Below are 22,785 nucleotides of genomic sequence, written 5' to 3' on the forward strand. Positions count from 1 at the left end.
CATGGCCGGCCGGGCAGGGCGCGTCGCACGCCGCATCGCCTTCACACTCGCCGCGATCGTTCTGGTCGTGGCGTTTGCGTTTGGGATAGGAGCTCTCGTCCCCCGGCCGCTGTTCGTTGATGCGCAGACGCCGCCCGTGGACACTGGCCCGGCGCGTCGCATTCTCCTGCTGGCCAACCCGATCCACACCGACATCGCGTTGCCGGTCGATGCCGACGTGCTGGACCGTTTCGGCTTCCTGCGGGAGGACGGCCTGCCGGTGGATCATCCCGCAGCCGAATGGCTTGTCTTCGGCTGGGGCGGTCGGGCATTCTATCTGGAAACGCCCACTTGGTCGGAACTCAAGGTCGGCCCCGTCGCCCGCGCGCTGACGCTCGATGGCGCGGTCATGCATGTGTCGATCACGGGCAGGATTCCCGAGGGTGTCGAAGGCGTCCGGGCGCTGGATCTCGACCCTGCGCGGTTCGAGCGCCTGCTGAGCGGAATCGAAGCGAGTTTCACGCGTGGAGCTACGGGCGACGTGCAAGCCATCTCCGGCCGTTCCTACGGCGATTACGACCGTTTTTACGAGGCCGCGGGCTGGTTCAATGTCCTGATCGGCTGCAATGTCTGGACCGCTCGCGTGCTGCGCGGGGCCGGGGTTCGGACCGGCTGGTGGAATCCGCTGCCGCAAAGCCTGCTCTGGTCGATCGACCGCTACAACGAGCCTGAGCAAGCGCCGCTATAGCTTGCCCAGTTCCGTCTCGATATCCCAGCCGTAGAGCCAGTCGAGATCGGCCGCGAGTTTCTCCGGACCACGCGATTTCAGTACGCGATCGCGCACCATGGCCACCGGTCCCGATGCATGCCACGCAAACTTGTTGAAAGCCCCACGTGCGGACACCTTGATGATGCGTCGCCGCCGCAGTTTCTCGAAAGCGATCAGCGCAGCCGCGGTGTCACCCGGCCAACGCGCGATTGCGGTGGCGAGCGTGTCTGCGTCCTCGATGGCCATCGCCGCGCCCTGCGCCGCATAGGGTGGCATTGCGTGGGCGGCGTCGCCGATCAGCGCGAAACCTGCGGCATTCGTCCACGGTCCATCGACAGCGACCTGATGGATCGGCCAGGTGGTCCATTGGCCGGCCATGTCCACCAGTCGCAGGACGTCCGGCGACGAGCCCTTCATGGCCGCGAGCAGCAACTCGCGATCGCCCATCGTCGACCAACGCTCCGGCGCATCGGGTCCGCGCGTCACCGCCACAAGGTTGAGCGCAGAACCTGATCGCACTGGGTAGGCGACGAGGTGAAAATTCTTGGCGACGACCGTGGTGACGCGATCCATAGGTGGTAGGTCGATCCCGGCATGATCATCGGTGCGTATCATGGCCCGCCATGCCAGATTGCCGGTGTAGTGACCTGTCTTGCTTCGTCCCAGCCGGCGCAATGTCGACCAGACGCCATCGGCACCCACGGCCAGGTCGCAGGCCACAGGGCCGGTCTGGCCATCCCGCTCGACGGAGAGCGTGACGCCCTGTCCCTCGAAATCGGCGTCGGTCACCGACGCGCCGGTGACGATGTCGATGTTCGGGTTCTGCGTGGCCACGGCGAGCAGCGCGCTTTGCAAATCTGCCCGGTGGACGGTGAGATAGGGCGCGGCCCAGCGCCGCTCCGCGGCATCGCCGAGCGGCACGCTGGCAATGAGGCGCATCGTGTCGGCTCTGCGAATCTCGATCGCTTCGGGCCGGACGGCGATGGGCAGCAGGTGAGGGAGGACGCCAAGCCGCGCCAGGATGCGCGTCGCGTTGGGTGAAAGCTGAATGCCGGCGCCAAGCTCATCCAGGCTGGTGGATCGCTCGAAGACCGTAACGCGTCGGCCGTGGGCGGCAAACGCGATCGCCGCCGTCAGACCCGCAATACCGGCGCCCGCGATTGCGATCCGCCCGGAATTCGCCGTCACGGGATGATCGGCGCTCAGGCCGCTTCGGCGTTATAGACCGCGCCGGACGGCTCCGTCTGGGTCGCGCCGAGTGCCGGATTGTAGCGGTAGAGGGTCGAGCAGTAGGGGCAGACCTTCTCGTTGTCGTCGCCCATGTCGAGAAACACATGCGGGTGATCGAAGGGCGGGTTGGCGCCCACGCACATGAATTCCTTGACCCCGATCTCAATCGCGGCGTGGCCTGCGTCGTTCTGGAAATGCGGTATGGCGTGGCCGGCCATGGAATGCTCCCGGATCAAGCTGTGTCCGTCTTCGATTGCCGCATAAACACACCCTTTGCAAGTCACTGATATGAAACTGTCGCAAAAGCCTGTCAGGAGGTACAGTGGCACAGCGCCGTGACACGGCAGGCAGGAACCGAACAGCACCATGAACGAGATGAGACCGGCAGCGAGCGAATTCACAGGTGAGATGCGTGCTCTGGCGGCATCTCCCGACGGAAATCCGGACCGCTTCGTCAACCGGGAGTTCTCCTGGCTCCAGTTCAACCGGCGTGTGCTCGACGAATCGCAGAACCAGTGCCACCCGCTTCTCGAACGCGTCCGGTTCCTGTCGATTTCGGCGGCCAATCTCGATGAATTCTTCATGGTTCGCGTCGCCGGCCTTGCCGCACAGATACGCGAAGGCATCGCGATCAAGAGCCCGGACGGGCGGACACCGGAGCAGCAGCTTGAGCTTTTGCTACTGGAAGTCGGGCGTCTCCAGGAAGACCAGCAGCAGAGCTATTCGAGCCTCACCGAGCTCATGCGCAAGGAGCGCATCGAGATTGTCCGCGCCACGGCCCTCAATCGCGACGAGAAGGCGTGGCTGGAAGAGCATTTCATGGAAGCGATCTTCCCGGTCCTGACACCGTTGTCGATCGACCCCGCGCACCCGTTCCCGTTCATTCCCAATCTCGGCTTCACCATGGCGCTGCACCTGCGCCATCGCCGCGACGCCGAGGAAATGACCGCGCTTCTGCGTCTTCCAGTCGCGCTTCGCCGCTTCATCCGCCTGCCGGACCGCAAGAACCACATTCGCTTCATGACGCTGGAAGACGCCGTCGAGCTCTTCATCGGCAAGCTCTTTCCGGGCTACGAGGTAAAGGGTTCCGGCACGTTCCGCATCATCCGCGACAGCGATATCGAGGTGGAGGAAGAGGCCGAGGATCTCGTGCGCCTGTTCGAAAGCGCGCTGAAGCGTCGCCGCCGTGGGCAGGTGATCCGCATCGAGTTCGACGACGAAATGCCCGAGGCGCTGCGCGAATTCGTCGCCGGCGAACTGGCGGTAGGGTCCGGCCGTATCAGCGTGCTCAAGGGTCCGTTGGCCGTGAATCAGATTTCCGAGATCGTGGCCCTGCCGCGCGACGATCTGAAGTTCACGCCCTACAATCCCCGGTTTCCTGAGCGCATTCGTGAACATGGTGGTGACTGTTTCGCGGCGATCCGGGAAAAGGACATCGTCGTCCACCACCCGTACGAATCATTCGACGTCGTCGTGCAGTTTCTGCGCCAGGCGGCGAGCGACCCCGAAGTCGTCGCCATCAAGCAGACGCTCTACCGAACCTCCAACGACAGCCCGATCGTGCGCGCCCTCATCGACGCCGCTGAGGCAGGCAAGTCCGTCACGGCTCTTGTCGAGTTGAAGGCGCGTTTCGATGAAGAGGCCAACATCCGCTGGGCCCGCGACCTCGAGCGGGCAGGCGTGCAGGTGGTGTTCGGCTTCATCGAGCTGAAGACGCATGCCAAGATGTCGCTGGTCGTCCGCCGCGAGGACCAGAAACTGCGCAACTACGTGCATCTCGGCACCGGCAACTACCATCCGATCACCGCGCGCATCTACACCGACCTGAGCTACTTCACGAGCGACCCCGCGATCGCGCGCGACGTGGCTCAGATCTTCAACTTCATCACGGGTTATGCCGAGCCGGCGAACGAGATGAAGCTTGCGATCTCGCCATTCAGCCTGCGCAATCGCATCCTGCAGCACATCGCTGCCGAGATGGAATTCGCCGAGAAAGGCAAGTCCGCGCAGATCTGGATGAAGATGAATTCGCTTGTCGATCCGACCGTGATCGACGCGCTTTACGACGCGAGCCGGGCAGGGGTCGAGATCGATCTCGTCATCCGCGGCATCTGCTGCCTGCGCCCGCAAGTGCCTGGCCTGTCGGAGAACATCCGCGTCAAGTCGATCATCGGACGCTTTCTCGAACACAGCCGGATCTACTGCTTCGGCAATGGCCATGGCCTGCCGTCCGACGAGGCGATCGTCTATATCGGGTCGGCCGACCTGATGCCGCGCAATCTCGACCGGCGCGTCGAGACGCTGGTTCCGATCACGAATCCGACTGTGCATGAGCAGGTGCTGGGCCAGATCATGCTCGGAAACATCATGGACAACCAGCAGAGTTTCGAAGTATTGGCGGACGGTACCTCGCGGCGTATGACGCCCGAGGAGGGAGAGGAACCGTTCAACGCGCAGGAATATTTCATGACGAACCCCAGCCTGTCCGGACGTGGCGACGCCCTGAAATCTCATGCGCCCAAGCGCATCGCGCAGCATAAGCGGCGCAAGAAGGCGAACGCGGCACCGTCCGAATGATCCAAACATCCCAGGGCCGGCTGCAAGATCGCCGGCCACTGTCGATCATCGACATCGGATCGAACTCGATCCGTCTTGTCGTCTATGAAGGCATTGCACGCTCCCCCACCGTCCTCTTCAACGAGAAGATGCTGGCCGGGCTTGGCCGCGGCATCGTCTCGACCGGCAGGCTCGATCCCGAGGCCGTGCGCCGAGCGCTCGAAGAATTCAGGCGTTTCCGCGCACTGTCGGATCAGGCGGGCGCCGACGAACTCCACGTCATCGCCACCGCCGCCGCGCGCGAAGCGGAAAACGGCATGGACTTCATCCACCGCGCCGAGGAAATCCTCGGTGCGGAGATCAGGGTGCTGTCGGGCCGTGAGGAGGCACATTATTCGGCACTCGGAATCATCTCCGGCTTTCAGCCGGTGGACGGTATCGCCGGCGATCTGGGCGGCGGCAGCCTCGAACTTGTCGACGTTTCCGCCAAGACGATCGGCGACGGAATCACGCTGCCGCTCGGCGGTCTCCGGCTTCAGGACATGGCGAAGAATTCGCCGGCCGCCGCCGCGAAGATCGTCCAGACCGAACTGAAGCGCGCGACGCTGTTGGCAAACGGCGAGGGCAGGACCTTCTACTGCGTCGGCGGCACGTGGCGAAACCTCGCCCGCCTGCACATGAACGTGACGGGCTATTCGCTCAACGTCATGCACCACTACGAACTCGGCGTCGAAAGTTCGGCCGCGTTCCTGAAACAGGTGGCGAGCGGCGATATCGACAAGATGAAGGGCATCCAGCGCATTTCCAAGTCGCGCCGCGCGCTCCTGCCTTATGGCGCGGCCGTCCTGCAGGAAATCGTCGCGGTGATGAAGCCTTCGAAGATCGTGGTCTCGGCGCTCGGCGTGCGTGAAGGCTACCTCTATTCGCTTCTGAACGAGGAAGAGCGCAAGCGGGATCCGCTGATCTCGGCAGCAGAGGAACTGGCGGTTCTTCGCGCTCGTTCGGTCACTCATGCACGCGAACTATCGGCCTGGACCGGCGAAGCCTTCGACATGTTCGGCCTCGTCGAAACGGAAGAAGATACGCGCTACAGGCAGGCTGCCTGCCTTCTGGCCGATATCGGCTGGCGCGCACATCCCGAGTATCGCGGCATCCAGTCGCTCAACATCATCGCCCACGCATCCTTCATCGGCGTGGACCATCCCGGACGCGCCTTCATCGGCCTCGCCAATATGTTCCGGCACGAGGGCATCTACGAAGACGGCGTGCTGCCGGAAATGAAGGCTCTGGCCGGTCCGCATCATCTCGAACGCGCCCGCATATTGGGCGCGCTCCTGCGTGTGGTCTATCTGTTCTCGGCCTCGATGCCGGGCCTCATGCCCCGCCTCAAATGGCGCGGGGGCGAGGGCGATAAGCTCTCGCTGGTCGTGCCCGCCTCGCATGCCGGCCTGATGGGCGAACGGCCTGATGGCCGCATGGCCCAGCTCTCCAAGGTTCTGGGCCGACCCATGGATATCGTTCTGGGCGAGTAGTCGGCGTTTGTCGCTTGCTTCGTGCAGCGTAGGAACCCCCACCCCTTACCCCTCCCCACAAGGGGAGGGAGACATCAGTGAGAGCACCCCACGTCCGACAATTACGCCTGGCGCAATCGATGCAGAATCCCCCCTTGTGGGGAGGGGTAAGGGGTAGGGGGTAGGCTAGGTGCCTGCCTTGGCGAGCAGGCACGCGCCCAACATCACACCTTGCGAACGGCGCCTGTCGCGGCACTCGTGGTCAGGGCGGCATAGGCCCGCAGCGCGGTCGTAATCTTGCGCTTACGGAGCTTTTCGGGCTGCCAACCCTTCTCCTCGCGCAGGCGACGGCGCTCAGCCAGAATGCCGTCCTCCACGGCGAGGTGGATCTTGCGGTTCGGGATGTCGATCTCGATCGTATCGCCTTCCTCGACCAGTCCGATCGTGCCGCCTTCGGCTGCTTCCGGCGAGACATGGCCGATGGAGAGGCCCGACGACCCGCCCGAGAAGCGGCCGTCGGTGACGAGTGCGCAAGCCTTTCCGAGGCCCTTCGATTTCAGATAGCTGGTCGGATAGAGCATTTCCTGCATGCCAGGGCCGCCGCGGGGTCCTTCATAACGGATCAGCACCACGTCGCCTTCCCTCACGCCGCCATTCAGGATGCCGAGCACCGCGTCGTCCTGGCTCTCGAAGATCCGGGCGATGCCGGTGAACTTAAGGATGGACTCGTCCACACCAGCCGTTTTCACGATGCAGCCGTCTTCGGCGAGGTTGCCGTAAAGCACCGCCAGTCCACCATCCTTGGAGAAGGCGTGTTCCGCGTTGCGGATGACACCGTTTTCGCGGTCGATATCGACACTGTCGTAGCGGCGCGACTGCGAGAACGCGACCTGCGTCGGAACGCCGCCGGGTGCCGCGCGATAGAAATCATGCACGTTCTCGGCGTCGGTCTGTACGATATCCCAGCGCGCCAAAGCCTGCCCGAGGCTCTCTGCGTGGATCGATCCGACCGACGTGTTGAGCAGACCGGCACGGTCCAGTTCGCCGAGGATCGCCATGATGCCGCCCGCACGGTGGACGTCTTCCATGTGCACGTCGGATTTCGCCGGCGCGACCTTGCAGAGCACCGGCACCTGCCGCGACAGGCGATCGATGTCGGCCATGGTGAAATCGACTTCGCCCTCATGGGCGGCGGCCAGCAGATGCAGGACCGTGTTGGTCGAGCCACCCATCGCGATGTCGAGCGTCATGGCATTCTTGAACGCCTCGAAATTGGCGATCTGACGCGGCAGCACGCTTTCGTCGTCCTGCTCGTAATAGCGCTTGGCAAGATCGACGATCAGATGGCCGGCCTCGACGAAAAGGCGCTGGCGATCGGCATGGGTGGCGAGCGTCGAGCCGTTGCCGGGCAGCGAGAGGCCGAGCGCCTCGGTCAGGCAGTTCATGGAGTTGGCCGTGAACATGCCCGAGCAGGAGCCGCAGGTGGGGCAGGCCGAGCGTTCGATCGCCTTGACGTCCTCGTCGCTGACGCTGTCGTCTGCCGCGGCAACCATCGCATCCACGAGGTCGAGCGCCTTTTCCTTGCCCTTCAGGACGACCTTGCCGGCCTCCATCGGTCCGCCCGAGACGAAGACGACAGGGATGTCGAGGCGAAGCGCCGCCATCAGCATGCCGGGCGTGATCTTATCGCAGTTCGATATGCAGACCATCGCATCCGCGCAATGCGCGTTGACCATGTACTCGACCGAATCCGCGATGATCTCGCGCGACGGCAGCGAATAGAGCATGCCGTCATGGCCCATCGCGATGCCGTCATCGACGGCGATCGTGTTGAATTCCTTGGCCACACCGCCGGCCTTCTCGACCTCGCGGGCGACCATCTGGCCGAGATCCTTGAGGTGGACGTGACCGGGCACGAACTGGGTGAAGGAGTTCACGATCGCGATGATCGGCTTGCCGAAATCGGAATCCTTCATGCCCGTTGCGCGCCACAGTCCGCGCGCGCCCGCCATGTTGCGGCCGTGGGTGGTCGTTCTGGAACGATAGGGGGGCATCTGCGAATCCTCCTGCTGGTTCGGCCTGACTGGTTGCGGCAGCCGAACCCAGAGGTCTCGGCACTGCATCTTCGGCCCTGTGATTTTACGGCGTGTCGAACACCGAGATCTTGCGGTTCTGGAATTTGATCGCGATCTCGCCGCGAACGAGACTCAACGCACGCTCGCCGAAAACTTCACGCCGCCAGCCCTGCATGGCAGGCACGTCGGCATCTTCGCCCGATGCGGCGATCTTCTCGATGTCGTCGCTGGAGGCGAGCACCTTGGGGGCGACGCCCTGCTGTTCGGCAACGAGCTTGAGCAGCACCTTGATGAGTTCGGCTGCCGCACTCGTGCCTTCCGGCTGCTGCGCGTATTTGGGCAATTTCGGAAGCTCTTCCTTGGGAATGTCGAGCGCCGCGTTGACTTCGCGGAGCAGGGCGGTGGCGGTCGCCGACCGCTCCCAGCCGCGTGGCGTCGAGCGCAGCCGCCCAAGCGCGGGGGTGTCTCGGGGTGCCTGCTGCGCGATCTCGAAGATCGCATCGTCCTTCAGGACCCGCCCGCGGGGCACGTTGCGTTCCCGCGCCTCGCGTTCGCGCCAGGCTGACACGCGCTGGACGATCGCCAGTTCCTGCGGCTTCTTCACACGCATCTTCAGGCGGCGCCAGGCATCGTCCGGGTGTGGATCGTAGGTCTCGCGCGCTGTGAGGACTTCCATCTCCTCATTCAGCCAATGCGCGCGATCCTCGCGCTCGAGCTGCGCCTTGAGATACTGATAGACCTCGATCAGGTAGGTCACGTCCGCAAGCGCATATTCGAGTTGCTTCTCGGAGAGCGGGCGATGCCGCCAGTCCGTGAAGCGCGAGGACTTGTCGAGCCGTGCGCCGGTGATCTTCTGAACGAGCTGGTCGTAGGAAACGCTGTCTCCGAAGCCGCAGACCATGGCCGCGACCTGCGTGTCGAACACCGGATGCGGGATCAGCCCGCCGAGGTTGAAGACGATCTCGATATCCTGTCGCGCGGCGTGAAAGACCTTCACCACGTTCTCGTTCGCCATCAGCGCGAAGAACGGTGTCAGGTCGATGCCCTCGGCGAGAGGATCTATGAGCGCGGTAACGCCGGGCGCCGCAAGCTGTACAAGGCACAGCTCAGGCCAGAAGGTCGTCTCGCGAATGAATTCGGTGTCGATGGTCACGAACTCGGAACGGCTCAGTTCCGAAAGCGCTGCTTCGAGTTCGTCCTGTGTGGTGATGAGCTGCATACGGTTCTTCTTTAGCGATCCTGCCTCAATTCCAGCCATGTGCCTTCGCGTCAACCCAAATGTGACGCCGGCTTTGGTTTACTTGGGGCCGTGGTCCTTGTTGCTTTGTTTCTGAGCCAGTCGCGCGAAGATGGTGGACGTGCGCAAAAGAGCGGTGAATCGCCCGCGCTGGGCGTCCGGAACGGAGCGCCGTGCACTCATCCGATAGAGGATCACGGCGATCAGGGTTGCATAGATCGTCGCACAGAAATGGAACAAGGCGTGCGGGCCATACCACTCCATCACCGCAGCCGCTGTGAAGGGCCCGCCGACGGCGCCGACCGAATAGAACAGCATTAGCGCCGCGTTCAGCATCACGAACTCGTTCTTTGCCGCGCGGTCGTTGGCGTGGGCGGCCGACAGCGAATAAAGCGGCATGGCGAAAGAGCCGAAAATGAAGATCAGCAGGAAATTTATGAAGCGGTCGCTGCCGGCAAACAGGCCAAGCGTTAGCGCTGCCGCCATCGACAGTGCGGTCGTCACCAGGAGAACGCGCCGGCGATCGAACCGGTCGGACGCGTAGCCGAGCGGATACTGGATCAGCGCCCCGCCGATGATCGACACGCTGACGAAGGTGGCCACATCGGCCACCGACATGCCGATATCCTGCGCGTAGACCGGCGACAGGGTTCGAAACGCGCTGTTTGTCATGCCGACGGCAATGCAACCCATCGCCGCGATCGGGGAAATCTCCCATGCACGCCTCAGATCGAGACGCACATCCTCCGGTGCGGTGGGATTGGAGCGGTCGCCCAAAGACACGGGGACGAGCGAGAACGTGACCATCATCGCCATGACGGCGAAGATCGCAAACCCATCCACACCGACGACCGGGATGAGGAACTGCGAACCGGTGACCGCACCCAGATCGACCACGCGATAGATCGACAGCACGCGGGCCCTGTCCCGATTGGCCACGCCCGAATTCATCCAACTTTCCATCACCGTGAAAAGGCCTGCGAAGCAGAAGCCCGACACGAAGCGCGCCGCGGACCAGACGACGGGATCGATGAAAAGCGCCATCACCAAAGTGACGCTTGCCGCCGTGGCGGCGAGCGCGGAAAAGCATCGTATATGGCCGACGGCGCGCATCATGCGCACGATGACCATGCATCCGACCAGGAAGCCGCCGAAATAGGCGGTGCCCATGAAGCCGATGATTGCTGGTGAAAACCCCTCTTGCGCGCCGCGAAGCGCGATGAACGTGCCCTGCAGGCCGTTGCCGGCCAAAAGTATGCCGGCGGCCGTGAGGATCGGAATAAGCGGTCGCAGGCTGTGCATTGGACCAGGCGATGGAGGGCGCGTCCATTCTCTATAGGCTGGACCAGCGCGATGCGCCACGGGCAGTTTGCGACGCATGTTGGGCCATGAAACAGAGGCTTCACGATGCGGGTGAGGGGTTTCGCCGGTGCCATGATCCGGTATCCCTTCAAGATGGCGTCGAGGATGCTCGCGGGGCTCTCGATATTCGCGCCGTCTGTCGCTGAAATGGACAACGCTCTGCTCGATATCGCCACCATAGCACCCGACGGCCGCGTGCCGCTTTATCTCGACAGATTTCGGATCGATGTCGTCTACTTCGACAGCTTTTCGGGCGGCGACGGCTTCAAGGATCATCGCAAGGTGATGCAGGGCGCGTTCCGCCGCGAGATGGAAGCAGCTTGGAAACTCGGCTTCTTCGCCTGGTCTTTCTTCGATCGGAGGGACGAAGCGAAGCTCGACTTCGATTGGTCCAGGCAGGGCAAGGTCTCGCTCATCGTGGGCGCCGCCGGCCTGCATCACAATGTCCTCGTGGCGATGATCCGCATGATCTTCGCCCTGCACCACACGCCGCTTGCCGCATATCAAGAGGCACGCGTCACGCTCGGCGAGTTCGCGGATCAGCTTCCGCCGCGCACCCTGTTCCAGGAGATCGTGCAATCCGTTCAGGTCATGGACATGCATGGCGCGGATGAGCGCATGGCTCAGAGGGACGATTTGCTGGATTTTGTGCGCGACGACGAAATCCAGCTGCCGCTGGCCGCCGGTGCGGTCGCGAACGTAACGCAGGAGAACGACGGCAACCGCATGGTAGTTGCGCCCGCAACATCGGGATTCGCGTTTCCCGCGGGCAAATTCTCGAAAACGGAGGATATCTTCCTCCGGCTCTGCGACAACACCTGCTTCCGTGATGTATCGGCGCTGGATCAGGAGGGGAGCATCCGCGACGCGGAGATGTTCATGCGCCAGGCTTCAAGTGGTGCCGAACTCGTCATCGACGATTATCTCCACCAGAATTACGGGCTCCTGGAACTGTTGAACTGCCTCTCTGGAGGCAACATCGACAAGCTCGTGCCGAAGGTCGATCGCGGCTGATCGACCAAGGCGGGTGCCGCACCTTAGAGCGCACTGCGCCACTGCCCGCCTGCTTACCTTGACAAATCGGCACTCCCATGCGCTTTTCCGCGCGAATTTCGCGCCGGATTCCAGAGCGCCGGCCCGCCACACAACACCCGGAATATCTCATGACCATGCACCGTTATCGCAGCCACACCTGCGCACAGCTTCGCAAGGCCGATGTCGGCCAGACAGTCCGCATTTCCGGCTGGGTCCATCGCGTGCGCGATCATGGCGGCCTGCTCTTCATCGACCTGCGGGATCACTACGGACTGACCCAGATCGTCGCCGATCCGGACTCGCCCGCCTTCAAGATTGCCGAGACGGTGCGCGGCGAATGGGTCGTGCGCGTCGACGGCGAAGTGAAAGCCCGCTCGGCCGAGACGATCAACGCCGGTCTGCCCACCGGTGAGATCGAGGTTTTCGCGCGTGAGATGGAAGTGCTGTCGGCCTCGAAGGAACTGCCGCTGCCGGTTTTCGGCGAGCCGGACTATCCCGAGGACATTCGGCTGAAGTACCGCTTCCTCGATCTGCGCCGCGAGACACTGCACAAAAACATCGTCACGCGCACCAAGATCATCGCCGAGATGCGCGCGCAGATGGCCGGTGTCGGTTTCACCGAATACTCGACGCCGATCCTGACCGCCTCGTCGCCCGAAGGCGCGCGCGACTTCCTGGTGCCGTCGCGCATCCATCCCGGCAAGTTCTACGCCCTGCCCCAGGCGCCGCAGCAGTACAAGCAGCTCATCATGATGTCGGGCTTCGATCGCTATTTCCAGATCGCGCCCTGCTTCCGCGACGAGGACCCGCGTGCGGATCGCCTGCCGGGCGAATTCTACCAGCTCGACCTCGAAATGAGCTTCGTCGAGCAGGAAGACGTGCTGGCGACGATGGAGCCGGTGGTGCGCAAGGTTTTCGAGGCCTTCGCGAACGGCAAGCCCGTGACGCAGAGCTTCCGCCGCATCGGCTACGATGAATCCATGCGTAAATACGGCTCCGACAAGCCGGACCTGCGCAACCCGATCGAGATGCAGGACGTATCCGACCATTTCCGCGGTTCGGGCTTCAAGGTCTTCGCGAACATCCTCGACAACGACGAAAAGGCGCAGGTCTGGGCCATTCCGGCGAAGACCGGCGGATCGCGCGCGTTCTGTGACCGCATGAACTCCTGGGCGCAGGGCGAGGGCCAGCCGGGCCTCGGCTATATCTTCTGGCGCACCGAGGGCGAGAATCTGGACGCCGCCGGCCCGCTGGCCAAGAACATCGGCGACGAGCGCACTGAGGCCATCCGCCAGCAACTCGGCCTGGAGTCAGGCGATGCCTGCTTCTTCGTTGCCGGCGATCCCAAGAAGTTCGTCTCCTTTGCAGGCGCTGCGCGCACCCGCGCCGGCGAGGAACTGAACCTCGTCGACCGCGACCGGTTCGAGCTGTGCTGGATCATCGACTTCCCGTTCTACGAATGGAACGAAGAGGAAAAGCGCGTCGATTTCGGTCACAACCCGTTCTCGATGCCGCAGGGCGGCAAGGAAGCGCTTGAGGGGCAGGACCCGCTGACGATCAAGGCGTTCCAGTACGACATGGTCTGCAACGGCTTCGAGATCGCATCGGGTGGCATCCGCAACCATCTGCCCGAAACGATGGTCAAGGCGTTCGAGATCGTCGGTCTGGATCGCGAGACGGTCGAGACCAATTTCGGCGGCCTCTATCGCGCGTTCCAGTATGGCGCGCCGCCCCATGGCGGCATGGCGGCCGGCATCGACCGCATCGTGATGCTTCTCGTGGGCGCGAAGAACCTGCGCGAGATCACCATGTTCCCGATGAACCAGCAGGCGCAGGATTTGCTGATGAACGCGCCATCCGAAGCAACGCCGGCGCAGCTTCGCGAACTGCATCTGCGCACCGTCGCGCCGAAGAAGGACGAGTAGTCCTTCTCGAAATTCTGCTGCAAATCCGTCTCCCGTTCGAGGGCGACGGCGGCAGCCTGAAACCCGCCTGTTCTGCCCATTGCAAGGGCGCGGAAAACAAGGCGATACTGGCGGATGAACACAGTTCGTCCGCCACGCATCCTCGTCACGGGCTTCTCGGTCTTTCCCGGCGCGCTGGTCAATCCGACCGAGGCGCTGGTGGGCATATTGCGCGACGATCTTCGTGACGATCCGGCCATGGAGGCCTTCCGCGCCGAGACGCTTGCCGTCGAATACGCGACGATCGCAGACCGGCTTTCCGCGATCGGCCGTGAATTCCTCCCGGACATCGCGATCCATTTCGGGCTCACAAGGGAATGCGACGGGTTTCGCCTCGAACGCACCGCGCGCAACAGCCACGCCGCGGCGCGTGCCGACCAGGCGGGCCAGATGCCGTCCACGCAGCAGATTTGCGCCGCGCCTGAAACGCTTGCATCCACCCTGCCGCTCGACCTGATCGCCGAGCGTCTCGCCTATGCGGATCTTCCGGTCGAGTGGTCGGACGATGCCGGCGGCTATCTCTGCAACACGGTCTTCACGCTTTCGGTCGCGCATGCCTGCGACGGGCTTCGCCCGGCGATGGCAGGCTTCATCCACGTCCCCCCGCTGCGGGAAGCCGAGCCTTCCAATCCGCGCGCCATGAAGATCGACGATCTCGTCAAGGGCGCGCGCATCGTGGTGGGAGCCTGCATCGATGCGTGGCGGGTCGAGCCGGTGCTCAGTGAGGCATGACCCAGACGAGCCCGTGCCACTGCAATCCGTCCCGATGCGAGATGGAGAAATCGCGGGAGGGATCGCGGCGCAGGCCAAGCCTCTGCATGACAGCCTGCGACCGCAGATTATCCGGGCTGGTGTAGGAGAGGATTTCCGGGATTTTCGCTACGGATAGAGCGTGATCGAGCGCCGCTTTGGTACTTTCCGTGGCGTAGCCATTGCCCCAGACGGACACGTTGAACCGCCAGCCCACTTCGAAATGCGGCCCGAGGGGATGAGTAGCATCCATGCGCGGCATCACGCCGGCATAGCCCAGAAATCGGCCATCGCTGCTCTCGACGGAGAAGCGCCCGGTGCCATGGTCGCGCCAGGCGGCGTGATAGCGGTCGAATTTTTCGTCGCTGGCATCGCGATCGATCGGCCCGCCGAGATCGGCCATCACATGCGGATCGGCATGCATTGCTGCGAAGGGCGCGCGATGCCCCTCGTTCCAGATCAGAAGTTTGAGGCGGGATGTTTCGATCATCGTGTTTCTCGCGCCATGTGCCACGCACGTATGACAGCCGGATGAAACGCGTCCTGCAATGAAAAAAAACCCGGCACGGCGGCCGGGCTTTCTCTCTGGATCCGCGGCGTGCGCGCCTATTCGTTGGCCGTCACGGTCACGCCGAGCGTCTTGGGGAGTTCCTGCGGTGCGCTCATTGCGCCGGCGGCGATCAGGGCGAACGGCACCGGATTGCCGGGTTCGGCGGTAATCCGCAGACTTTTCGGATCGTCGAGGAAGGCCGATACGGCCTGCGTGACCATGGCCGTCAACTCGGGATTGTTGAGCTGTGCCATCGCGAAGGGCAGCACGGCCTTGGCCTGGTTGGCGATGTCGGACGGCCTCATACCCTGGCTCTTGGCCACGAAGTCGAGCACCTTGTTGGTCAGCGAGTCGTCGGTGAAGGCGATTTCGGCCGTGTTGAAGGTGAGCTGCTGCATCAGGCCGAGCATTGCCAGGCCCTGCGCCGAGTTATCGCCTTCCGGCCTCGCGGCCATCTGCTGCTGGAGTTCCCGCAACGATTTGATGAAGTCGGGCGTATAGCCGCCCAGATCGAAGGAAAAGCCCAGCGTTCCCGCATCGGCGACCGTCAGGTCGTATTGCGACAACGCCATGCGCCCATCCTGCGGATTCCAGCTTCCGGCCAATTCGAAGGTGCCGCTGATCTTCTCGTAGCCCAGCGCCTGGATCACCGCCTTCTGCTGCGGGTCCTGAATCGAGGACAGATCGGCCGTGAAGCCTTCCGCGGTGCCGGTGAATCCCATCGGTTCGCCGGCCGCCGCGTCCGTGACTTCGATACGCATGTCGGTGAGCGAGAACACGTCCGATCCGCCGGTGTTGACGCGCACTTCGTTGACATCAGCGGTTTCGTAGAAGAGGAAGCCGCCGAAATTGTCCACTTCGTCCTCGCTCGGGAGAATCACGCCGGTCATCGATACGCCATCGACGGTAACCGACGTGCCCGATGCGTTATCCTGGGCATACCGGTCGAGCGTGATGGACTCGACGCGATAACCGACATCGCTCTCTTCGATACCCATCAGGGTGACGTTGCCGATCGGCACCATCTGTCCGTCGCCACCGACCTTTACATCCACCAGAACGGCGTCGGAGCCGCTGATATCGGCGCTCGTCCACTCGATCTTGGCGCTCTGATCCTCGACCAGCGCCTTCAGGCGGTCGAGTGCGGCATCCACGGTCTGTGCATGCGCGGCGCTCAACGGCGCGGCCACCAGCATGGACGTCACGGAAAGTGCCTGGAAATAACTGCGTAATGAATTCATAGAGCGTTTCCTTGGTCTTTGAATGATTGCCTTGTCCGCCGCAGCATCGGTCAGGATGAGGACCGGAAAATGACCCGGCGGCAAGATTGACGCTTTTGCTCCAAAAGGCAATTCTCCTCGCAAGCCACATCTCTGCATCGTGAACGGCGTCTTGACGGCTTCTCGTCCGCCGCTCCCCTTGCCGCGAATCAACCTGTCAGCTAACCGAAACCCATGGGAAAAGACCTTATTCCGCCCGGTTCCGGCAGCGGTGACCACATCGAGCCCGTCGACCTTCGCAAGGCGCTGGAAGAGCGCTATCTTGCCTATGCGCTGTCGACCATCATGCACCGCGCTCTGCCGGACGTCCGCGACGGCCTGAAGCCGGTTCACCGTCGCATCATGCACGCCATGCGCCTGCTGCGCCTGAACCCCGACCAGGGGTTTGCCAAGTGCGCCCGTATCGTCGGCGAGGTGATGGGCAAGTTCCACCCGCATGGCGACCAGTCCATCTACGATGCGCTCGTGCGCCTCGCCCAGTCCTTCTCGGTGCGCTATCCGCTCGTCGACGGGCAGGGGAATTTCGGCAATATCGACGGCGATAACGCGGCTGCGATGCGTTACACCGAAGCGCGCATGACCGAGGTCGCGACCGAGCTTCTCGCGGGCATCACGGAAGATGCGGTCGATTTCCGCCCGACCTACAACGAGGAAGACGAGGAACCGACAGTTCTTCCGGGCGCGTTCCCGAACCTGCTCGCCAACGGGTCGTCCGGTATCGCGGTCGGCATGGCGACGTCGATCCCGCCGCACAATGCGGCGGAGCTGTGCAAGGCCGCCCTCCACCTGATCGACAATCCGTCGGCCACGGTCGAGGATTTGATGACGCGTGTGCCCGCCGAAGATCCCGACGAGAACATGGTTCGCGGGCCTGACTTCCCCACCGGCGGCGTTATCGTCGATCATTTCGACGCGATCCTCGAGGCCTACAAGACCGGCCGTGGCTCGTTCCGCGTCCGCTCCAAATGGGCCGTCGAGGATCAGGGCAGGGGCACCTACACCGTCGTCGTCACCGAAATCCCCTATGGCGTGCAGAAGTCGCGGCTGATCGAGAAGATCGCCGAACTGCTGATCGCGCGTCGCCTGCCGCTGCTCGAGGACGTGCGCGACGAGAGCGCGGAGGACATCCGGCTGGTGCTGGTGCCGAAGAGCCGCTCGGTCGATCCCGCGATCCTGATGGAATCGCTGTTCAAGCTGACCGAATTGGAGACCCGCTTCCCGCTCAACATGAACGTGTTGTCGCGCGGAAAGGTGCCCAATGTCGTCTCGCTGAAGCAGGCGCTGCAGGAATGGCTGGAGCACCGCAAGGACGTTCTGATCCGCCGCTCGAAGCATCGCCACGGCGAGATAGTGCGGCGCCTCGAAGTGTTGGGCGGCTATCTCGTCGCTTATCTCAACATCGACGAGGTGATCCGTATCATCCGCGAGGAGGATGAGCCCAAAGAGGTCATGATGGCCCGCTGGGACCTGACCGACCTCCAGGCGGAATCGATCCTCAACATGCGGCTGCGCGCGTTGCGCAAGCTGGAGGAATTCGAAATCCGCAAGGAGTTCGACGCGCTTACTGCAGAGAAGACGCAGATCGAGGCGCTGCTCGCCTCCGATGCGAAGCAGTGGAAGACCATCCGCTGGGAGGTCGAGAAGCTGCGCGATCGCTTCGGCTCTCACACCGAGCTTGGCCGTCGCCGCACCCAGTTCGCGGATGTCCCCGAGCATGACGAGGAGCATATCGCGCATGCGATGATCGAGCGCGAGCCCGTCACCGTCATCGTCTCGGAAAAGGGCTGGCTGCGTGCCATGAAGGGCCATCTCACCGACAATTCGACGCTCACCTTCAAGGAGGGCGACTCGCTCAAATTCGCCTTCCACGCGCAGACCACCGACAAGATCCTGGTCTTCACGACAGGCGGCAAGTTCTACACGATCGGCGCCGACAGGTTGCCGGGCGGTCGTGGACATGGTGAGCCGATCCGCATCATCGTAGACATGGACAATGATCAGGCGATCGTTTCCGCCTTCGTTCACGAGCCGGGCCGCAAGCTTCTGCTGGCTTCCCATGAGGGCTACGGCTTCATCGTGCCGGAAAGCGACGTCATCGCCAACACCCGCAAGGGCAAGCAGGTGATGAACGTGAAGTCGCCCGACGAGGCGAAACTCTGCCAGCCTGTGGCGGGCGATCATCTGGCCATCGTTGGCGAGAACCGCAAGATGCTCGTCTTCGCGTTGGGAGACATTCCTGAAATGACGCGCGGCAAGGGCGTGCGCCTCCAGCGCTACAAGGATGGCGGCGTGTCCGACGCCAAATCCTTTGCGATGGCTGTCGGCCTCTCATGGCAGGACTCCGCAGACCGCACCTTCACCCGCACAGCGGCCGAACTCACCGAATGGATCGGGGCGAGGGCGTCGGCCGGCCGCATGGTGCCGAAGGGATTCCCCAGAACGGGCAAATTCTAGCGCGACCGCCATTTCGACGCGCGATGAGGCCTCGCTCGCGGCGGGCGATCGATCTGCCGGACCTGACGTTCGCTTGCGCGGCACGGATCTGCTGCGGTAGATTTTGCCTCGGTCGTCCGTGTTCCTGTCATGTTTGTTTCCACCGCAGACCGCAGCGCAGAACGGTCTTCCTTCTCGATCATTCGATAATGTCTATAACTATAGTGGTATTTAGGTCGCGTCGGTGTTGTCCGCCGGGCGACCTGCCTCATCAGTGGAGATTGTCGATGAAATCCAACAAGTTGGTCCTTATGCTGGCGACAGCAGCCTCGATCGCCGTCCTGTCCGGCTTTGCCACCCACGCCGGCATACCTGCGGCACTTCTGCAAGACGACGGTTCAGCCGGTATCTATGTCGATCTCAGCCACGTCGAGGATTTCCGCAAGTCCGACAACGTCGTTCTGATCGACATCCGTACCCCCGATCGTTATGCGGCTGGACACATCCCGGGCGCGATCAATATTCCGCGCGAGCGTGTCGAGACGCCAGTCCTAAACGGCGTCATCGGCGAGACGAAGCCGCTCGAGGAACTTGAACCCATCCTTGCCGCTGCGGGCCTGAAGTACGATGATCGCGTCATCGTATACGGTGAAAAGGATGACGGGCAGCTCAGCCCGACATCCGGCCGCTATGCCGGCAAGATCTACGTTTCTCTCGATCAGGCAGGCTTCGACAGCGTCCACATCCTCAATGGCGGCGTCGAGTCCTGGCAAGGTGAGCTGAGCACCGAGGCGACGGTGTTGCCTGCCAGCGACCTCAAGCTGACCAAGTCCAAGCCGATCATCGTGGACAAGGATTACGTGCTGAATGCACTCGGGCGCGAAAAGGAGAGCGTGTTCGTCCTCGACGCGCGCGGCACCAAGGGCTTTGACGAGGGGCACATCAAGGGGTCCTACAACATCCCCATCGGCCTGTTCAGCGACGCCAACACATTGAACGAGTCGGTCGACGACCTCGTGGCGCGCCTCGAAGAGATAGGGGTCGCAAAGGACAGCGAAATCATTACCACATGCGGCTGGGGCTGGGCGGCGTCCGACGCGCTCGCGGTGCTGAAGGACCTCGGTTACACCAACATCCGTCTTTACGATGGAAGCTGGACGGAGTGGGTTCAGGATCCAAAGACTCCCAAGGCCGGCGCCAACTTCGACAACATCTAGGCGCGACCGAAGTGCCGGCGGCGCGCAATGCCGCCGGCCGCTTTTCCGGAATGGAAGCGGGCGGTCGATCGCCCATTGAAGAAGTGCACATTCATATGAATTCAGGAATGATGAGGCGCAGAACATTGCTGTTCGGCGCTGCCCTGCTGGCGTGCTCGCCCGCATTCGCCAGCCAGAACGACGATCCCTCGGCCGACAAGACACCGGTGCCACTCTCCGACAAAGCAGCGGACGGCGGGCAAAAGACTGTCCCGGAAGAGGGGCAGACGGATCGCCTCGACGTCGAGACCGATCGGAACGTGGGGTCGCAAGGCAAGAAAACTCCGCCTGCGGTTCCGCCGGCGCGGATGAAATCCACACCCAATCTTGAAGAGTCACCTTGCTCGGCTGCAAAGCCTGTCACCCTCGTCGGGTAGTGAGCGATCACGGAGTTTCATCATGCTGAGACGTATGGTTCTGGCAGCGTTTTCCGGTCTGCTTCTCGCGAGTGCGAGCGCAAACGCGTCAGGCGAGAGCGTTCGACCGCCTGCCGACGCGGTGAATTTCGAATCGATCGAGCAGTTGAAAGCGCTAGCCGCAAAAGGTCCGGCGATCCTCTATTTTCATGCCGAGTGGTGCCCGACCTGTAAGGCAGCGATGGTGAACTTTCGCGGACGGTGGGGCGAGGTTCAGCCCGGCATCACGCTTGTGATTGCCGACTACGACAGGGAGATCGAACTCAAGACGACTTATGGCGTGACCTACCAGAACAGCTACGTGCAGGTAGGTTCTGACGGAGAGAAGCTGCAAATCTGGAATGGAGGCGGCATAGAAGCGCTCAATGAGCGCCCGGTCTTCGCCGCGCAATGACCCTGCTTCTTGCATTCTGCGCTGGGGTCGTGACGGTCCTGTCACCTTGCGTTCTGCCGCTCCTTCCGGTGATCCTCGCAGCGACGGTGGAGCAGGGGCGCTGGCGTCCCTGGGGCGTGCTGTTCGGCTTCACCGCAAGCTTCGTCGCCGTCACGCTCTTCCTGACCATGCTCGTCCAGTCAGCCGGCCTGTCGCCTGATGCCGTTCGGACGTTCAGTGGGCTGGTTTTGCTGGCGTGTGGCGCTCTCCTCGCTATCCCGGCAGCAGGCCATGCTTTCGAGATGCGCGCCGGGGCGATATCCACCATCGCAGCCAGGGTTCCGGATAGCGGTGGGTTCCTCGGCGGAAGCGTCCTTGGCGCGAGCCTGGGGCTGGTCTGGACGCCATGCGTAGGCCCCATCATGGCATCGGTCATCTCACTGGCGCTCAACCAGGCCGTCACTGGCGGGGCGTTCGCGACGGCGCTGGCCTACGCGCTCGGCACGGCTCTGCCGATGGGGGCGGTCATCTTCGGCGGTCGCGCGCTGGTTCTGCGCATTCCCGCATTGTACCGGAACACGAACCGCATCCGAATCTTCTTCGGGCTGCTGGTGGTCATCGCGGCGCTCTTCATTCTGACCGGCGTCGACCGATCGATACAGACAGCGCTGCTTGAGTGGTTTCCGGAATGGGAAAACACGCTGACGGGTTGGGAGCCGGACCTTTAGAGCATTGGACCGAAAAGTGGAATCCGGTTTTCGGGTTATTCCGGCGCTCAAACAAAGAGATAGATCGCCGCACGGCGATCTAGGCTCCCTGATGACCGGCAGAGGGGCCGGCCGCATGGGCCGTTGATAACATGCGCGTGAGAAGCAGCGGAAAAGCATCACAGTGCCTTGGTTCGGCGACGAAGCGCGCCTAGGTCAGGCCGATGAAAAGACGCACGCTTCTCCTCGCCCCGCTGCTGATTGCCGCGCCCCGCTTCGCCTTTGCGCAAGAGGCCGGGGCTGATCGCTCCATCGCCGCGATACTGGATGACGCGGCCGAACTCGATCCGTTGAAGACGGTCATCGTGTCGCGCGACGGCGAGATCATCGGTGAGCGCGGTTATCGCGGAAACGGGCTCGACGCGCCGACCAACATCAAATCGGCTTCCAAGTCGGTCGTTTCCGCCCTTGTCGGCATTGCGATCGACAAGGGCGTGCTGGAAGGCGTCGACCAGAAGATCGCGCCGATCCTGCGCGCCGACCTCCCGGCGAATCCCGACCCGCGCATCGCCGACATCACGATCGGCAATCTCCTGTCGATGCAGGCGGGGCTCGGGCGCACCTCCGGCCCGAACTACGGGCGTTGGGTTGCAAGCCGCAACTGGGTGCGCGAGGCGCTCTCGATGCCTTTCGATGGCGAGCCGGGCGGCGACATGCTCTATTCTACCGGCTCCACGCATCTCCTCTCGGCGATCCTGACGCGTGCGAGCGGCCGCTCGACCCGCGAGCTGGCGCGGGAGTGGCTGGAGGAGCCGCTCGCCAATTTCCGCATCGGCGGCTGGGATCGCGATCCGCAAGGCATCTATCTCGGCGGCAACCAGATGGCGATGAGCGCGCGATCGTTGCTCTCCTTCGGCGAGCTTTATCGCAATGGCGGCATCGCCGATGGGACGCGTCTTCTCTCCGCCGAATGGATCGAGCAATCATGGACGCCGCGCACCGCGTCGCGCTTTTCCGGCGACGGCTACGGCTATGGCTGGTTCCTGCGTGAGATCGGCGGTGAGGGCGTGCGTTATGCTTGGGGTTATGGGGGACAGATGCTCTACATCGCGCCGGCGATCGGACTGACGGTCGTGATGACCTCGCAGGAAAACAATCCTTCTGCCCGGAACGGCTATCGCGATGCGCTGCACGGCCTGACTGCGAGGATCATCACCGCCGCTGCACGCGAGGCCTGAACGGCCTATCCACGCGCCTGCAAACTCCTGCTACAGTCGGCGCAAACGTCGCGTAGGGGAGGTG

At 63.0% G+C, this 22,785-nt stretch carries 19 protein-coding genes; 12 read left to right on the forward strand and 7 right to left on the reverse strand.

Annotation, left to right across the window (positions count from 1 at the left end):
* The first annotated feature begins 1 nt into the window (after position 1).
* Complete coding sequence (locus AAFN55_RS08775; protein WP_347798468.1) at positions 2-727, forward strand: TIGR02117 family protein; 726 nt, start codon at positions 2-4, stop codon at positions 725-727.
* On the opposite strand, the gene AAFN55_RS08780 is transcribed toward AAFN55_RS08775, so the two are convergent.
* On the reverse strand, positions 722-1,936 hold the full coding sequence (locus AAFN55_RS08780; RefSeq protein ID WP_347798469.1) for an FAD-dependent monooxygenase: 1,215 nt from the start codon (positions 1,934-1,936) through the stop codon (positions 722-724). The two genes, AAFN55_RS08775 and AAFN55_RS08780, sit on opposite strands and share 6 nt — an antisense overlap.
* Before the next feature lie 14 nt (positions 1,937-1,950).
* Positions 1,951-2,196, reverse strand: coding sequence for a zinc-finger domain-containing protein (locus AAFN55_RS08785; protein WP_347798470.1), 246 nt, complete (start codon positions 2,194-2,196; stop codon positions 1,951-1,953).
* A gap of 148 nt (positions 2,197-2,344) precedes the next feature.
* Between AAFN55_RS08785 and AAFN55_RS08790 the strand changes: the two genes are divergently transcribed.
* Complete coding sequence (locus tag AAFN55_RS08790; protein ID WP_347798471.1) at positions 2,345-4,555, forward strand: RNA degradosome polyphosphate kinase; 2,211 nt, start codon at positions 2,345-2,347, stop codon at positions 4,553-4,555.
* Entirely contained in the window at positions 4,552-6,066 is a 1,515-nt protein-coding gene (gene ppx / locus AAFN55_RS08795) for an exopolyphosphatase (protein WP_347798472.1), read from the forward strand. Before AAFN55_RS08790 ends, ppx begins: the two co-directional genes overlap by 4 nt.
* Positions 6,067-6,269: 203 nt before the next feature.
* On the opposite strand, the gene ilvD is transcribed toward ppx, so the two are convergent.
* From ilvD to AAFN55_RS08810, 3 genes are all read right to left on the reverse strand, one after another.
* Positions 6,270-8,099 carry a dihydroxy-acid dehydratase gene (ilvD, locus tag AAFN55_RS08800; RefSeq protein WP_347798473.1) on the reverse strand — a complete coding sequence of 610 codons (1,830 nt, stop codon included), beginning with the start codon at positions 8,097-8,099 and terminating at the stop codon, positions 6,270-6,272.
* 85 nt (positions 8,100-8,184) lie between these two features.
* Positions 8,185-9,339: a ribonuclease D gene (gene rnd / locus AAFN55_RS08805; protein WP_347798474.1), complete on the reverse strand. Its 1,155-nt coding sequence runs from the start codon at positions 9,337-9,339 to the stop codon at positions 8,185-8,187.
* 78 nt (positions 9,340-9,417) lie between these two features.
* Positions 9,418-10,659 (reverse strand): MFS transporter, encoded by a 1,242-nt coding sequence (locus tag AAFN55_RS08810; RefSeq protein ID WP_347798475.1) that lies wholly within the window; start codon positions 10,657-10,659, stop codon positions 9,418-9,420.
* Positions 10,660-10,764: 105 nt separating this feature from the next.
* Here AAFN55_RS08810 and AAFN55_RS08815 point away from each other — a divergent pair, with 105 nt between their 5' ends.
* The 3 genes from AAFN55_RS08815 (at position 10,765) to AAFN55_RS08825 (ending at position 14,450) form a co-directional block, all read left to right on the forward strand.
* Complete coding sequence (locus AAFN55_RS08815; protein WP_347798476.1) at positions 10,765-11,733, forward strand: hypothetical protein; 969 nt, start codon at positions 10,765-10,767, stop codon at positions 11,731-11,733.
* A 155-nt stretch (positions 11,734-11,888) separates the two neighbouring features.
* A complete protein-coding gene (aspS, locus tag AAFN55_RS08820) occupies positions 11,889-13,679 on the forward strand; it encodes an aspartate--tRNA ligase (protein WP_347800225.1) in 1,791 nt (596 codons plus the stop codon).
* Between the two features lie 114 nt (positions 13,680-13,793).
* The gene (locus AAFN55_RS08825) at positions 13,794-14,450 is read left to right on the forward strand and encodes a hypothetical protein (protein ID WP_347798477.1); all 657 of its coding nucleotides are present in this window, start codon (positions 13,794-13,796) and stop codon (positions 14,448-14,450) included.
* Here the strand turns inward: AAFN55_RS08825 and AAFN55_RS08830 are convergent.
* Complete coding sequence (locus tag AAFN55_RS08830; protein WP_347798478.1) at positions 14,437-14,958, reverse strand: GNAT family N-acetyltransferase; 522 nt, start codon at positions 14,956-14,958, stop codon at positions 14,437-14,439. The two genes, AAFN55_RS08825 and AAFN55_RS08830, sit on opposite strands and share 14 nt — an antisense overlap.
* Positions 14,959-15,074: 116 nt before the next feature.
* Positions 15,075-16,259: a hypothetical protein gene (locus AAFN55_RS08835; protein ID WP_347798479.1), complete on the reverse strand. Its 1,185-nt coding sequence runs from the start codon at positions 16,257-16,259 to the stop codon at positions 15,075-15,077.
* A 213-nt stretch (positions 16,260-16,472) separates the two neighbouring features.
* Here AAFN55_RS08835 and parC point away from each other — a divergent pair, with 213 nt between their 5' ends.
* The 6 genes from parC (at position 16,473) to AAFN55_RS08865 (ending at position 22,721) form a co-directional block, all read left to right on the forward strand.
* Positions 16,473-18,752 (forward strand): DNA topoisomerase IV subunit A, encoded by a 2,280-nt coding sequence (gene parC, locus AAFN55_RS08840; protein WP_347798480.1) that lies wholly within the window; start codon positions 16,473-16,475, stop codon positions 18,750-18,752.
* A 266-nt stretch (positions 18,753-19,018) separates the two neighbouring features.
* On the forward strand, positions 19,019-19,948 hold the full coding sequence (locus AAFN55_RS08845) for a rhodanese-like domain-containing protein (protein ID WP_347798481.1): 930 nt from the start codon (positions 19,019-19,021) through the stop codon (positions 19,946-19,948).
* A gap of 11 nt (positions 19,949-19,959) precedes the next feature.
* Positions 19,960-20,364 carry a hypothetical protein gene (locus AAFN55_RS08850; RefSeq protein ID WP_347798482.1) on the forward strand — a complete coding sequence of 135 codons (405 nt, stop codon included), beginning with the start codon at positions 19,960-19,962 and terminating at the stop codon, positions 20,362-20,364.
* 22 nt (positions 20,365-20,386) lie between these two features.
* On the forward strand, positions 20,387-20,797 hold the full coding sequence (locus tag AAFN55_RS08855) for a thioredoxin family protein (protein WP_347798483.1): 411 nt from the start codon (positions 20,387-20,389) through the stop codon (positions 20,795-20,797).
* Positions 20,794-21,504 (forward strand): cytochrome c biogenesis CcdA family protein, encoded by a 711-nt coding sequence (locus tag AAFN55_RS08860; RefSeq protein WP_347798484.1) that lies wholly within the window; start codon positions 20,794-20,796, stop codon positions 21,502-21,504. Before AAFN55_RS08855 ends, AAFN55_RS08860 begins: the two co-directional genes overlap by 4 nt.
* Positions 21,505-21,707: 203 nt before the next feature.
* Positions 21,708-22,721, forward strand: coding sequence for a serine hydrolase (locus tag AAFN55_RS08865; protein WP_347798485.1), 1,014 nt, complete (start codon positions 21,708-21,710; stop codon positions 22,719-22,721).
* The last annotated feature ends 64 nt before the right edge of the window (positions 22,722-22,785 follow it).

Origin of the sequence: Mesorhizobium sp. CAU 1732 (genome assembly GCF_039888675.1) — a bacterium.
Lineage (GTDB): Bacteria > Pseudomonadota > Alphaproteobacteria > Rhizobiales > Rhizobiaceae > Aerobium.